The sequence below is a fragment of the Desulfopila aestuarii DSM 18488 genome, assembly GCF_900143695.1.
Lineage (GTDB): Bacteria > Desulfobacterota > Desulfobulbia > Desulfobulbales > Desulfocapsaceae > Desulfopila > Desulfopila aestuarii.
Genome location: NZ_FRFE01000032.1, coordinates 43996 through 58892 on the forward strand (window position 1 = coordinate 43996; position 14897 = coordinate 58892).

Genomic DNA, 14897 nt, shown 5'->3' on the forward strand with positions numbered 1-14897 from the left:
CCCGATGCCCTGAAAATAAATGAATGTATACTATTGACCCCATACGTCTCGGTGCTGATTGACGAACCGACAGGGATTGCACAAAAAGGTGGAACGAAGATGCAGAAGAAGGACTATCGAGAGATTCCCTATAACTTTACCTCGGCAGATGATCGGCTGATCATTAATCAGCTCTTTGGGCAGGAGGTATGGGATGATTTGCAGGAACTGCGCAATCTGCGGATTACCGGGCGCTCAGCCCGGCTGGTCATGCGTTTTATGGGCGATCTGTTCATCCTGCATCGCAACCCCTTCCTTTATCAGGAACTGATTGAATCCCAGCGGAGGCGGCAGCAGTTTTTCAAGACTGCGGAAGAAGACCTTTCGATTATCGAGAAGGCGGCAACCATCGGCCGGACAGGTAGTGAGCAATCGACCAAGGTCTTGAACCTCGTCAACATCTGTCGGGATCGTCTGGCAAAACTCAAGACGGAAATCAGCAATGTTCAGGGACGACGTTCGCAGATCCTGAAAAAACTCACGCCCATTGTCGGCAAAGAGAACGTCTGGTTCGATCCATTCACCCTGATCAGCCATGCCACCGATGCTACTGACTGGCGGTTGTTTCTGCCGGTGGCTGTGGTAAGGCCGGCAACCGAAGATCAGGTCTCTCCGGTGATGGCGGCAATCGATGAACTGGGTCTCCATGTTATCCCGAGGGGCGGCGGTACCGGTCTTACCGGTGGCTGTGTACCGGTGGCGGCGGACTGTGTCATCATCAACACCGAGAAGCTGACCACAATTTACCCCATTGAATACCGTGAATTTTCCCACCTGACCAATGGCGACAGGATGGTGCCGGTGATGAAGGTAGAGGCTGGTGTTGTTACTTCCGACGCCATGGCCTGTGCCACCAGAGACAAACTGGTTTTCGCCACCGATCCCACCAGCGCCTGGGCTTCCACCATCGGTGGCAATATCGCCGAGAATGCCGGCGGCAAGACGGCAGTGCTCTGGGGAACTGCCATCGACAACCTGCTGTCGTTTAACATCGCTATGCCCGGCAAGGGTTTGGTCAACGTCCGGCGCATCGAGCATCCCATGCGTAAGATCCTGCCTGGGGATACTGTTAGCTACGAGGTTACCGACCAGACTGATACTTTGAAAAAGCGTATTGATTTGGGCAGTGAAGATATCCGCAAGAAAGGGTTGTGGAAGGATATCACCAATAAGGCGTTAAAAGGTCTGCCCGGTCTGCAGAAAGAAGGTGTCGACGGTGTAATAACCTCAGCCGAGTTTGTCCTCTACAAAGCCTACGAGCGTAAGATCACCTTCTGCCTTGAATTCTATGGTGAGGATATGGACGAGGCGAGTAAGGTTATCGTCGAGATATCCGAGGAATTCACCAATGAAGGTGAAGAGGCGTTGATCGCACTCGAGCATTTCGACGAGGAGTATATCAAGGCCATCCAATACAAGTTCAAAGCGGCCCGCAGCGAGCATCCCAAGGCGGTGTTGCTCATTGATATGGTCGGCCATAACAGCGACCAGATCAACCGAGGTAGAAAGCGCCTTGAGACGCTTCTTGCCAACTACGCCAATACCGAGATATTTACCGCGCAGGACGCTGATGAGGCCGCCCGTTTCTGGCGTGACCGAAAGCGGTTGGGAGCCATTTCCGCCCGCACCAACGCCTTTAAGCTGAATGAGGATATCGTGCTGCCCTTGTCGGCGTTGGCGGAGTTTACCCGCTTTGTCGACAACTACAATATTGAGGAGGACATCTATAATAAAGAGCAGGTGATCCACTCCATTATTGGCTATCTCCGGACAGCAGAGCCGATCGAGGATCCGGACTGGCTCGAAGCCAAGATTCCGAAGGCAATGGACCTCTGTCAGGATACTCTGTCAAAGCTTGCCCTGCGCACTAAGGAGTCGGTACGGCATGAGGCGTATATTAAAAAGCTGATGGCTGATCTGCTTGAGCTCTTCTCCGGTTACCAGAAAGTACTGGCCTCCATCGAGGAGATCTATCGTCAGGTACGGTCCAAGCGTATTGTCATTGCCACCCACATGCATGCTGGTGACGGCAACAACCATGTCAACATCCCGGTATTTTCCAATGACCGTGAAATGATGCGTCGAGCCGAGAAAACCGCTGAAGATGTGATGGCCAAGGCGGTTGAGCTGGATGGTGTGGTAAGCGGTGAGCACGGCATCGGCATCACGAAGATGAAATTCTTAGAGGAGAGTCGTCGGCAGGAACTGGCTGCCTACCGGAAAGCGATTGATCCGCGCGGCTTGATGAGCCCCGGTATGCTCAGTGATCCGGAAATTATCAATAAGGTGTTTACCCCCTCGTTCAATCTGCTGGAGCTGGAAGCACGGATTTTACAACACGGGTCCCTGGAAACACTTGCTGCCAAGATTTCCAAATGCGTGCGCTGCGGCAAATGCATGGCTGGCTGTTGCGTTTACTATCCCGGGTCCAACATCTTTATGCATCCGCGAAACAAGAACATGGTGATTGGCTCACTGATCGAGGCACTGCTCTATGATATCCAGCGTTCGCACCAGCCACGGTTCAACCAGATGAAGAACCTGGAAGAGATTGCAGACCATTGCACCATGTGCGGCAAATGCCTCACACCCTGTCCTGTCAATATCGATACGGCTGAGGTGAGCGTGCTTGAGCGTTCCATCCTGAGTGATCTCGGTTACAAGCATACCGCACCGGCCACCCAACTTTCGCTCACCTATCTGAAGAACCGTAACAAGGTCTTCAATTCGGTGTTCAGGAAGGGCGTGCTGGAGTGGGGAAGCGAATTGCAGCAGCTTGGAACCCGCCTGTTGCAGAAAGTCCCGGAGAAGTTGAAAGAAAAAGACTGGCAGTATGTCACCATGCTCAAGTCGCCGATGATGCCGGCTCCGACCAAGACACTGTGGGCATGGCTGCCGGAATGTCTGGCAAACGAGGCGTTGATGCTCAAACCGGCCGGTGAACCGGTGAAGACCGTATTTTACTTCCCCGGTTGCGGCTCGGAGCGGCTCTATTCAAACATCAGCATGGCGGCCATCTACATTCTGTTAAAGAATAATGTGCGCGTCGTTTTGCCACCGCCGTTTCTCTGCTGCGGGTTCCCGTCGAAGGTGAACGCCAAGAAAAAGATGCATGATGAGATTACTCTCAGAAACACCATTATCCTGAGTCAGATCAGAGAGATGCTCGGGTATCTGGTGTTTGATAAGTTCGTTATCAGTTGCGGTACTTGTCGTGAGGCCATTCATGATGCCGGTGCCGAGGAGATTTTTGATTGCGAGGTTCAGGACGTTTCCCGCTTTGTCCTGGAAAACAGCAGCCGGAATTTTGAAGGCCAGAAAAACAGTGCGGTTCTCTATCACGCTCCCTGCCACGATTCGTTGGAAGGTGAGGGTGTTTCTTTGGTGCGCCAGATCGCAGGTGAAGTGAAACATGCAGCTAACTGCTGTTCCGAAGCGGGGACGCTGGCCATTTCCCGGCCGGATATCAGCTATAAGATGATGCAGCGTAAGCGCGAGTCGATCGAGGCAGCGAAAGCCGGAATAAACGGTGAGCCGACCATCGTTACGAACTGTCCTTCCTGTATTTCTGGATTAGGACGTAATCGTGATCTCGGGGTAAAACCCGAGCATCTTGCGGTGATGTTGGCAAAAGCGTTGGGCGGTGACAGCTGGGAAAGCGAATTTACCGAACTGCTTGGTAATCGGGTGGAAAAAGTCACCTTCTGATCAGGATAGTATTTGCTGCCACAAAAAAACGAAAGCAGAAGTTCCGGTGACTCGGAGCTTCTGCTTTTTTTTTGAAGCTAAATCCTCAAGCTGCACTGGTAAGCAGGAGGATGTGCAGGCGTTAGGCCGATCTTCTTGGATGCGAACTGTGTGGTTCAGGAGGGCCGAGTCGGATGTTACTTGATTTTTTGAGGATGGAGCCGTTTGCGAGGGTAAGGGTGCCGTCGTCCTCGCTACGAAAAACCTCTTCTCCATCCACAGAGTTGAGGTTCAGGTGTTTGCTGGTTGCTATCAGTGTTCCGGTTTTATCGAGAGTGATTTCCTGGCTAATGACAACCGTCTGCTGCCGCAATGTTTTATCGGTTACGGCAAATGAGCCGATGACTTCTTTCATAAACGAAAACAACCTCAAGAATAAAGCTATAAGCTAAAGACCCAGTGGACATTCAGCTCCGTGTAGCAAAAATCGTATGGCCTCAGCAGTATTTTCCGAGACTTCACCTGCAATACGTGGATTGCGATCTGAGGAACGCAAAAAATGTGTTGTCGTAACCGGTATGGGTGGTTGGGTAGGATTGTTACGGGACAAACACAATAGGCGCCTATTATGCACGGAAGCAAAAAATGATGCCATATAAAATGAATGCACATTGCAAAAATAACGGATTATCGAGGTTATGTGCGTTGGGGTGCTTGTGAATGCCACAAGGTGGCTGTGATTTTGTTAAATGCTAGAGCGTGTTAGGTGCGGAAGAGGCTGTTTTTCTATCATTATCCCATTTTGTCGTATTCTTGATTGGCAATAGTGTAATGGCTTTGAAGCCGTATATCTGTATTCTGCTTGAGCCTGTTGCCCTCTATTTCTGAAGAGTAGTGGCAATCGATGCATCTGCTCCATTCAACGATGAATTTTGAAGGTAGGTTGATTTATGTGTCTGTTTTAATTTGCATATCATTGGCAACTTCCTGTAAGTCCTGACTTGACAAGTTCTCCGTGTGACCACATTGTGGTAGTTGTGACTGCCAATGTACTGAATATTGTTCCTGGCGCATTGGAAGCGTCACACAGCTGAAGTATCCCACTTTCTTATCTGGAGGATGATATGAGTCATAAATTACCAGATTTACCATATGGTTATGATGCACTTGAGCCCTATTTCGATGCGAAGACCATGGAAATTCACCATACCAAGCATCATCAAACCTATGTAGATAAACTCAATGGAGCCCTGCAAGGTCATGAGCAGTTTGGCGGTCACACCGCAGAACAGCTCGTCTCCAACCTGAACGAGGTGCCGGAAACCATCCGGACCGCCGTTCGGAATCATGGCGGCGGACATGCCAATCACTCATTTTTCTGGCCGATGCTGAAAAAAAATGTTGTACCGGCAGGGCCAGCATTTGATGCTATCGTTAAGCAGTTTGGCAGTTTTGAGGGATTTAAGGAGAAGTTTTCCACCAGTGCCGCACTTCTCTTCGGTAGTGGCTGGGCCTGGCTGGTTCGAGAGGAGAGTGGTCTTGCCATTGTGACCACTGCGAATCAGGACAACCCTTTAACCCTCGGCAAAAAGCCGGTTCTCGGCATCGACGTCTGGGAGCATGCCTATTACCTCAAATACCAGAATCGCAGGCCGGAATATATCGAGGCGTTCTTTCAGGTCATCAACTGGGAGAAGGTGAACGAGTACTACGAGGCTGCCGGTTAAAAGCAATTTTTCAAAAAAGACATAACATCTCCTTCTCCACGACTGCCCTCCAGGTTTTCCGACTTGAGGGCAGTTTTCTTTTGCATAACAGCTCATGGGAGCCTGTGGATTGTTTCACAGCTCTGTACTTTGCTGTCAATAACGATTGCCTGCCGGTTGTGCTCTGGGAAGGTTGCATTGACAGGGACCTTGGTAAAGCATACATTGAGATTGAGCAAGCCTGACTGGTTGATGGAGATGGCTGGCAGCATCTCTCATTTCCCGCTCTATCCATGATGCCCTTATCGTTTCTTGCCCATTCTGACAGGAGGAGTGTACATGACAGTACAGCATTCGTTTTCAAAAATTGAAAAGGAACTCTTGCCCGCTTTCAGGCAACAGATCGGCAGTGCTGAATCAACTGAGGATGTGAAGAAGTTCTTTGTGCACACCATTCAGGATCTGGTGAACAAAGCAAGTGAAGGGGAGGTGAAGCCACGGTATGAGGATATCCGGCTGAATCACCTCATGGAAAGTGATGTCGAACCGCGGTTTGTTTTACATGATAACCTGGTGTCCAACCCACAATTCGCCTCGATATGGGGCGAATCCGACCTGCCGCATATTGTCGGCAGATTTGCGACTTCTGCCTGCAACAGATACAAGCACCTTGAGAAGAATCCGGAGAAGACCGAGGCCAAAATTCGGATGTAACCATTCTCTCTGAAGGAAAATGGAGCGGGGAATCGGCCCTGCAACGAAGCGATTCGGGCTATGCCTTCACCAGCCGCAGGTGATGATTGGCCCGAATCTTCCTCCACAGTTCTTTGATGATCACCATTGCGGGATCTTCAAAGCTGTCATACTCTCGTCCGAGATACGAACGGCAGGATTCGATGAGGTGATCGTTGCCGTTGTAGAGCCCGAATTCCTTTCGAATAGACTTGGCAAGAGCCAGATAAACCGAAGAGTCGAGCTCTTCTTCGGAGAGCGTGGCCATGATTACGCGGTCTCGCAAGAGTAGATCGGAGAAGAGGATGTCGACGACTTCTTCGACAGTACGGGGCAGTTGTTTGGGCTGTGGGGAGTCAAGTGGTTGAAACATGATGGTTACATCTACATCTGTGCAATAAAACCGGGTGCTGCCTAAAGGTATTGCGTTATCGTATACGGTGACTTCGCGGTCGTCTATCTATGGAAAAGCCTGTCCGTCCCTTGCTGTGTAAGTCCAGCATCTACCGTATATTTTAAGACATTTGCCGGGGCTGTCACGTAAAATATTGTCCGGACAGGGCTGCGGGACCGGGCCTGTGGCCCGGTGGTCGCGAAAAAATACTGCTGAATCCTACTGTTCACTTTCCGATGGAGCATGCCATTTTCTACCGGCAAAGATGTAGAAAATTACAGATGTCAGGATCAGATAACCGAACATTTCGGCGTTTTTGGTTTTGAAGACATACGCAAGGGCGACGATAATGGTGGCGCTGGTCAGAAAAAATAAGGGGCGCGGCATCTCTTTTAGAATCACGCGGCCGAAATGCGCAAAGCGGATATGGCTCACCATCAACGCCACCGAGATCATGGCGACCCCTAATAGGATGTTGGGCGGAAAGATCAGAGCAGCCCCGAGTACGATCAGTGCCCCGGCTGGGCTGGGCAGACCGTTGAAGATGCCGGGCGGCAGATCGGTACGGTCTTTGTCGGTGGTGACGAAGCGAATGAGTCTGAAAGCTACGCCGCCAATGAAGATCAGACCAAAGATCCAGGCGAATGAGCCGCCGGCCTTTACCATCACATACGCGGGTGCCAGGCCGAAGCTGACGAAATCGGCAATGTCATCGAGATACGGCCCGTATTTGGTGCCACCGTGTTTTTCCGCCATCCGGCCGTCGAACAGGTCAAAGAGCTGGCCCATAATAATAATGCAGATGGCCCAGGCGAACCGCCCCTGACTGGTGAGTACCAGGCTGGTAACGCCGCAAATAAAGTTCAGGGTTGAGAGAATATCGGCATAGAGCCGATTGGGAATGAATTTAAATACCACCGAGGCGGTGGAGAGGATGATGCAGGCAGTCAACACCTCGTCGCCCAGATTGATGATCGTTCGGTTCTCGTCTAAGAGGGCGCAGAAGATCACCAGGGCAAAGCAGATAATGGCCTTGATTTTCCCGAAATTATTGGCCGCGCCTGAGACATTGAGCAATTTGAGGATGTGCCGGGCGAAAAACTGGCCGGCAAATTCAATCGCCACCAGGATCCAGATGAGATTGATCCCTAGAATGCCCTTGTAGGCAAAGCCGATGAGCGGCGGCAGATAGGTCAACTTGTCGCACATGGGGTCAAGCCATTCCCCCCATTTTGTCCCGAGTCCGCAGCCTCTTGCTACGATGCCGTCAACGCCGTCGAGAATAGCGGCAAAGGTAAAAATAAAAATGGCGGCAGCCTGAAAGCCGGTGAAAAAGTACAATACCAGGCCAACGAATGCCATGCCGGTTCGCCAGTAACAGATGGCGTTGGGGTGCAGCAGCCACTGATGGGCGTAGATATAGTCGTGCATCGACTGTTTTTTCATCATCTGGCTGAACCAGATATAAAAAGCAGTGCCGATAGCGCCGGCAGCAGCAATTACAATGAATCGTTCCATGGTCTACTCTGGGTGAGGTGCGTTTGGGATGCTGCCCGGGCTGGCCGGATCAACGGTCACATTTCTATCGGTGGACTGTTTACCATTTTACCGGCAAATAGTCCATTGATGAGAAAAAAGTTGCGGCAGTTCCTGTGGTGTCGAGACAAAAAAGTGGCAACGAGGGTGAGAGAACTTTGATTTTTTCTGCCAAACAGGATAGGAAAGACGACCACAATCGCGCCATCTTTTCAGCGCTACCCGATGAAACCGAGGAGAAGTAACGATGGGGATGACCCTGCTCATAGCGGAAAAACCGAGTGTCGGCAAAGACCTGGCCACCTTTCTGGGAATTACCGGTAAAGGCAGGGGGTATTTTGTCTGCCAGGGGGATGTTGTCTGTACCTGGTGCATCGGCCATATCCTGGAGCAGGCTGAACCGCACGTCTACAACCCGCGCTATAAGCAGTGGCGGGCTGCTGATCTACCCATCATCCCTGAGAAATGGATACTTGAGCCGATTCCCAGAACCATGGAACAGCTCGGTATTATCAAGGGGTTCCTGCAGAAGGCCGAGAAGGTTATCAATGCAGGCGATCCGGAACGTGAAGGCCAGCTGATCATCGACGAGGTGCTCGATTATCTTGGCTATACCGGCCCGGCCCAACGATTATGGATATCGGCCCTTGATGTGCGGACAATAAAAAAGGGTTTTGCAAATCTTCGCGACAACAAAGAGTTTAAAAATATTCGTGACGCGGCCACCTGCCGCTCCAATGCCGATTGGCTGGTGGGGATAAACGTTACCCGGGCGCTCACCATTGCCGCCGGGCAATCCAATACCCTGCTTTCTGCCGGGCGAGTGCAGACCCCGACACTTTCCCTGGTTGTGGATCGCGATCGCGAGATTGAGCAGTTTGTGAAAAAGCCCTACTGGGTCATGCGGGCCACGGTGGAACATGCCGAAGGCCCATTTGTTGCCACCTGGATGCCCGATGAACTCGCCTTGGGGCTCGACCCCGAAGGGCGGCTGGTTAATGAAGCAGCTGCCGATCAGCTGCGGGAGAAGGTGCTGGGGAAAACCGGTGTTGTGACTGCCAGGGAACAAGCCCTGAAGCGAAAAAAACCACCGTTGCCCTTTCTCTTATCCGATCTGCAGAAAAAGGCCGAGGACAAGTTCGGTTACTCGCCAAAGCAGACGCTGGATATCGGCCAGGGGCTCTATGAACGGCACAAGGTGCTTACCTATATGCGTACCGAATGTCGCTATCTGCCCAACGAGATGTTCGAAGACGCGCCCTCTGTGCTGCAGACCCTGCGGGCCCAGAATATCGAAGGCGCGCACGACGCCGACCCCACCATCCAGTCTCCGGCCTGGGATACCAGCAAGCAGGGGGCCGAGGCCCACCATGGTATTATCCCCACCGAGGTCATGCCGAAAAACCTCACGGAAGAGGAGTGCAATATCTATCTGCTTGTGGCTCGGCGGTTTTTGAAACAGTTTTATCCCGACTATGAATACTATTCGAGCAACGTCGTGGTAAAGGTTGAGGATGAGCTTTGGAAGGGCACCGGCATTTCCATTAAGGAATTGGGATGGATGGTCTTAAACGATCAGCAGACCAAGGAAAAGATTTTGCCCGTGGTGGCGAAAGGTGATGAAGTGAATATCACCGATGTGGAAAAAGAGCAGAAGTTCACCAAACCGCCCAGTCGGTTTACCGAAGCATCGCTGCAGGTGGCTATGACCGAGGTACACAAGTTTGTTGAGGATCCGGTCATTAAGGCGCGGCTCAAAGAGAACTCCGGCATCGGTACCTCCGCCACCAGAACCAATATTATTGGCGAGCTGCAAAATCGCAACTACCTTGAGAAGCAGGGCAAGGTGCTCGTTTCCACGCCATTGGGCCGCGAGCTGATCGACAAAATCCATCCGACGCTCAAGAATCCCGGTATGACGGCAATCTGGGAAGATGCGCTGGATCGGATCTGTGAAGGGCAGCTGGGTCGAGAGGAATTTATCGCCGAGCTGACCCGGCGGATGGCCAATATGGTGCGGTATGCGCTTGCCACCCGCTTTTCTGAAAAGGTTACCGGCAAGGTCTACCGCTGCCTCTGCGGTGGACGGCTATCACGACTGGAGTCAAAGAACAAAAAGGGGAAATATTTCTGGGTTTGCTCCGAAGGGCGCGAAAAGGGGTGCCCGCCGCGGTCCGACTATAATGGTGCACCTGGCGCCGCCTTTATGGAGCGGCCGGACAGCGGTCCTCCCTGCCCAACCTGTGGCAAAGGATATCTGATCCGTTATGAGAGCAACCGACGGATGGGCAGCTATTTCTGGGGCTGTTCCACTGGTCGGGAAGGAAAATGCCCTTTGCGGCGTGATGAAAACGGGAAACCAGGCGCGGAACTGGTCTTTCAGAACAACCAGAGCCGACCGGAAGCGGATAACGACAAAGCAACTTCACCGCAGGCGTAACTTGGATGAGAAACATATGAAAAAAACACGACAGGGACTGGTCTATTCGACAGAGACGGGAAAACTCTGCCCAGGTTGCGGACAGCCGCCCAAACAGTGCAGCTGCAAAAAAGCACAGGTTGTACCGAATGACGGGGTGGTGCGGATCAGCCGGCAGACCAAAGGACGTAAAGGGGCGGGTGTGTCACTTATTTCCGGGGTGCCACTGGCCGAGGCGGAACTGAAGGTTCTTGCCAAAAACCTGAAACAGAAATGCGGCACCGGCGGCACCATTAAAAATGGGGTGATCGAGATTCAGGGTGACCATCGGGAATTGTTGCGCGAACTTCTTCAACAGGCCGGCTATACGGTAAAACTTGCGGGCGGTTGAGTCGTTGCTGTTTCCTTCCAGGTTCACGGCAGCGTAGCGTCATGCCTGCATAGCATGCAGCTTAACGACTATACTGTAATATCCGGCCCTGAAAAGGCCGGCTGAGCAGTCCTACATCCACTGTTTCTCCTCCTCCCTCCTCATAACCCAACTCCACCATTTGCCGTCCGAAACGGTTGCTGTGTCCCCGACCGGGATCGACGATGATCACTTCACATCTTGGCAGCGCGTGCTGATTTATAAAGGTAGCCAGCAATGTTGCGTGATCGGCTTCGTAAAGCAGGTCACTGCCGATAATGAGGTCGAACTCGCCCAGGTCGCTCTCTTCATCCGTCCAGCCGGTTCTGACAAAAGGTATGGCCGGACCGTTGTTTAGCTTTGTGTTTTCGGAAAGAAAGGCTCCTGCTTCTGGATGATGATCAGTTGCAGTGATATCGGCAAGGCGATGGTTCAGGACCAGGCTGGCCAGGCCGATGCCGCAGCCGACCTCGAGAATCCGTTTGCCGGCGATGCTGAACCGGGACATCAGATGAGCGAGCACCTCTCCTGAGACCCAGACCACACCGAACATGGGCCAGGCTGCCGAGCAGATCCCAAGATTGGCGGCAATATCATCATTGTCTGAGAATTGCTGATTGTCACGGAGCGTGCGGAGGTGAATATCGGTATCTCCGAATTCTATAGTCTGGTAGCGAAACCGCAAAGGGGCCATGAAATACCGGGTCGTGGAGGTTTACAGTGCCCTGGCTGGGATCGAAGCGAAAACGCTGAGATTGCTGACCACTGAGAGTGGTGCATAACGAAAGTGCACTTTCACAGCATAAGCAGCGGTGGCCAAATAGCAAATTCTATTTGTCAGGAGATGGCTTGGGTAAATGGAAGACGATGATGCTGAGATCGTATTGCAATAAGGCCAGCCGAGGGGTATTCGAACTCTCGGCCGGTCCTGACGTTAAGGTGGCCTTAAAGGGTGGCCTGGTACTTAACCACATAGCTGGAAGGCTTGTAGCTGTGCTTTGCCTGCCGTAAACCCGGGTCGCCAAGATCCTGCTCGCGGTTGATAGTCTGATAGAAGTCAGGCAAAATCGAGGCGAAGGTTTGGTTGATGAACTGGTAAATACCTTTGTACTCTATAACGGCCTTCTCAAAATGGATAACAAAACTGGTTGAATTGGCCAGCTCTTCCCCGAGGGTGTAGCCAGCGGGACGATCATCCACAAAGTAGATGCCGCCGCAGAGTTGCAGTTCCCACGACTTTTCCAGGGCTTCACGGGCAGCTGTATAATCACCTGGTGCGCCATTTTCATCCCGCCATCTCTCAAGAATTTCAAGAGCTGCCGGGATATGTTCATCCAAAAGCGGTTTTGCCGTATAGTCATGATTGTTGATGAACCCTTTTATCAGGTTGCGTTTCTTGTGAAATTTTCGGCCAGGCAGTTCAGCCAGGTCTGTGCGCAGGTAGAGGTAGTCGAAATTATCTCTATCCTCAATCAATGTGTATCCCAACTGTTCCAGAATCGCCTTTTGACTGTCGGTAACACATTTCATTCGCTGGTGATCATGAAAGAGCTGAGCCAGCGTAACAGGCTCCGGTAGACCAAAGGGTAGCAGGAAAAATGGCCTGCCATCGTCATTACCTAAAATAATGAATAATCCTTCCGGCAAGCGGGAAAGGCGATAATTATGCCGCTCGCGAAAGAGATAGAGATTGGCAAAGGTGAATTCAGAGACTCCATCCGGCAGCAACCGTAACAGCTCATGCAATACAGGGCGCAGGTCGAGGGTGAGTGGGCAGGTGGCCGGGTATTGGGGAATGTCGTTCATGGAACGCTCGTTTAGAGTTGAATTGGGTGGGTGAATATCTGTCTGGCCAGGGTGAGGGTTAAAACCTCCATCCAGCCAAATACAACGATGTTTATCTTTTCATGTACACCTGTATCAGAAATATATTCAGGACACGATGGCTTATATGATGCAACACCAAGGACGCAAGCGCCAGTCTAAATTATGGAAAAAAATGATTTTTGTAAAATACTGCAGGATTTACTGAAAGTCAGATCCAGGTCATGGCGTATTTGAGACAACGAACCCCACGGTTAGGTGTCCAAGAGGTCAAGAGGTCAAGGGGGCTAGTGGTTGGGTTGCGCATGTCTTTTATGACATGGGTGTAGATCATAGTCGTTTCGATACGTGAATGACCAAGATGCTCTTGAATCTGTCGAAGGTCGATGCCGTTGAGAAGCAGGTGGGTGGCAAATGAATGGCGCAAGGTGTGTACAGATGCATGTTTGTGAATACCGGACATCGTGATTGCGGTTTTCATCGCTTTTTGTATCGCTGATGAAGAAATATGGTGGCGGCGAATAACGCCATTTTCAGGGTCTGCTGAAAGGTTTTGTGAAGGGAACAGCCACTGCCATCCCTTTTTTGTTGAAGCCTGCGGATATTTGGCATCGAGTGCACTGGGCAGCCACACTGAGCCATATCCTTCAGCGAGATCGACTGAATGGAGATCGAGGACGTGGGTTCGATGTTGCTGCAGTGGTTCAATAAGGGTCGTGGGTAATAAGGTGGTCCTGTCTTTTCCTCCTTTGCCATCCCGGACATAGACAAGTTGCTGACTGAAATCGATATCCTGAATACGTAACCGACAACATTCATTCACTCTGAGACCGGCCCCATAGATTAGCTTAAGTGTGAGTCCTGTTGTTCCAGAGACATGAGCAAACAACTTTCGTATTTCATCTACAGAAAATACAATGGGAAGTTTGCGACCGGTTTTTGCCCTGACATGTTCTTTCATGTCAGAGAGGTCTAGCTGAAGAACGAGACGATAAAAGTTAAGTAAAGCACTAAAGGCAATATTCTGGGTAGATGCAGATACGTTTTTATTCAGAGCTAAATGGGCGAGAAAATCTTTCGCGTGTTGAGGTGTGATTTCCGCTGTGCTTTTAGGATTTGTTTGATGCCTGCAGCAATATGCAAGGAAGGAATTGATCCAGGCAACATAAGATTTCTCAGTGGAACGTGCATATCGCTTGATGCGAAGGAGTTCTCTGTAGCTAATGGAGGCTTCTGCCATAGGATATTTCTTGATATGCAGTGATTTATCAGAATCAAACTCAGGGGAGTGGGATGCGGAAATTGCACTGAGATAATTTGTAAAATATACGCGGACAGCTTGATCGGCCTGTCGTATTTGCCATGGTTGAATTGGTATCGATGCCTCAAGGTGAGAGAGGAAAAGAGGCAATTGTTCATGCCAACGCATTTCAGGAACCTGATTACGATACTGGAAGAATTTTTTTACCCAGTGCATCAGAAAAATTTCTTTACCGGGAGGGACGATGTGACTGCATAACAGAAAATCCCCAAAATGTGCACTGTCTAATGACTTGATATGATATATGAATCAGGTGGAATAGTTGTTATTTGCAGTTATTACGGAGCTGGATAACAAGAGATATTTCGCATTATACGGAATGTTTGAGAAGGAAAACATAGAGAATAAGTAGTATTCCTGGCCAACGGTATAATGCTTTTGCGTATTATGTGGATTCCATATAATACGTAAATAACCTGCAAATGCAGCTGTGCCGTACTGCGGTGTTTTTGCTTGCCTCGACGAAAGTGTTGAGCTATCATCTCACATTGTTCTTACATTTCTATTACATGGACGTTGGCGAGAACGATGCCGTATCGAATATTTCAGTTTGGCTACCTTAGATCAGGTACAGTCTGAATTTGTGATTTGGGTGGAATTCATCCCAAAAAGTGGATTCCACATATTAAACGTTGTGCTCTTGGAAGAAGGAGTTATAGTCAAGTCTGGTGTTTGAAGAATCATTCTTAGATATTGACCACCCTGTTCAGCTCACCTTCTTTTACTGGTTCAACCCTCTCGCCATCCTTGAATCTCACCCCTCGAATGACCTCAGCAAGCAGCTTGAATCCCCTTAGCCGACGCCATTTCTTCTGAGCGCTCTGGCCGAG

General features: G+C 50.7%; 11 protein-coding genes and 1 pseudogene. 5 read left to right on the top strand and 7 right to left on the bottom strand.

The window, feature by feature from the left end; genetic code table 11:
• The first annotated feature begins 99 nt into the window (after nucleotides 1-99).
• On the top strand, nucleotides 100-3747 hold the full coding sequence (locus tag BUF15_RS21795) for a DUF3683 domain-containing protein (RefSeq protein WP_073615833.1): 3648 nt from the start codon (nucleotides 100-102) through the stop codon (nucleotides 3745-3747).
• 121 nt (nucleotides 3748-3868) lie between these two features.
• Here the strand turns inward: BUF15_RS21795 and BUF15_RS21800 are convergent, their stop codons facing one another.
• Nucleotides 3869-4141, bottom strand: coding sequence for a hypothetical protein (locus tag BUF15_RS21800; protein ID WP_073615834.1), 273 nt, complete (start codon nucleotides 4139-4141; stop codon nucleotides 3869-3871).
• Nucleotides 4142-4850: 709 nt separating this feature from the next.
• Here BUF15_RS21800 and BUF15_RS21805 point away from each other — a divergent pair.
• Together BUF15_RS21805 and BUF15_RS21810 are read left to right on the top strand one after the other, a co-directional pair.
• Complete coding sequence (locus BUF15_RS21805; protein WP_073615835.1) at nucleotides 4851-5453, top strand: superoxide dismutase; 603 nt, start codon at nucleotides 4851-4853, stop codon at nucleotides 5451-5453.
• A 318-nt stretch (nucleotides 5454-5771) separates the two neighbouring features.
• A complete protein-coding gene (locus BUF15_RS21810) occupies nucleotides 5772-6146 on the top strand; it encodes a hypothetical protein (RefSeq protein ID WP_073615836.1) in 375 nt (124 codons plus the stop codon).
• A 58-nt stretch (nucleotides 6147-6204) separates the two neighbouring features.
• Here the strand turns inward: BUF15_RS21810 and BUF15_RS21815 are convergent, their stop codons facing one another.
• A complete protein-coding gene (locus tag BUF15_RS21815; RefSeq protein WP_073615837.1) occupies nucleotides 6205-6537 on the bottom strand; it encodes a hypothetical protein in 333 nt (110 codons plus the stop codon).
• A 240-nt stretch (nucleotides 6538-6777) separates the two neighbouring features.
• Complete coding sequence (locus BUF15_RS21820) at nucleotides 6778-8076, bottom strand: CDP-alcohol phosphatidyltransferase family protein (RefSeq protein ID WP_073615838.1); 1299 nt, start codon at nucleotides 8074-8076, stop codon at nucleotides 6778-6780.
• A gap of 265 nt (nucleotides 8077-8341) precedes the next feature.
• On the opposite strand from BUF15_RS21820, the gene BUF15_RS21825 reads away from it, so the two are divergent.
• Together BUF15_RS21825 and BUF15_RS21830 are read left to right on the top strand one after the other, a co-directional pair.
• On the top strand, nucleotides 8342-10534 hold the full coding sequence (locus tag BUF15_RS21825; RefSeq protein ID WP_073615839.1) for a DNA topoisomerase 3: 2193 nt from the start codon (nucleotides 8342-8344) through the stop codon (nucleotides 10532-10534).
• Between the two features lie 16 nt (nucleotides 10535-10550).
• A complete protein-coding gene (locus tag BUF15_RS21830; RefSeq protein WP_073615840.1) occupies nucleotides 10551-10904 on the top strand; it encodes a translation initiation factor Sui1 in 354 nt (117 codons plus the stop codon).
• Nucleotides 10905-10965: 61 nt separating this feature from the next.
• Here BUF15_RS21830 and BUF15_RS21835 read toward each other — a convergent pair whose 3' ends face one another.
• From BUF15_RS21835 to BUF15_RS28640, 4 genes and pseudogenes are all read right to left on the bottom strand, one after another.
• Nucleotides 10966-11616, bottom strand: a complete 651-nt coding sequence (locus tag BUF15_RS21835; protein WP_073615841.1) for a class I SAM-dependent methyltransferase — start codon at nucleotides 11614-11616, stop codon at nucleotides 10966-10968.
• 251 nt (nucleotides 11617-11867) lie between these two features.
• Entirely contained in the window at nucleotides 11868-12728 is an 861-nt protein-coding gene (locus BUF15_RS21840; protein WP_073615842.1) for a DUF2156 domain-containing protein, read from the bottom strand.
• A 229-nt stretch (nucleotides 12729-12957) separates the two neighbouring features.
• On the bottom strand, nucleotides 12958-14223 hold the full coding sequence (locus tag BUF15_RS21845; RefSeq protein ID WP_200802450.1) for an integron integrase: 1266 nt from the start codon (nucleotides 14221-14223) through the stop codon (nucleotides 12958-12960).
• Between the two features lie 530 nt (nucleotides 14224-14753).
• Nucleotides 14754-14897: pseudogene (locus BUF15_RS28640) on the bottom strand (IS256 family transposase); the annotation flags it as partial.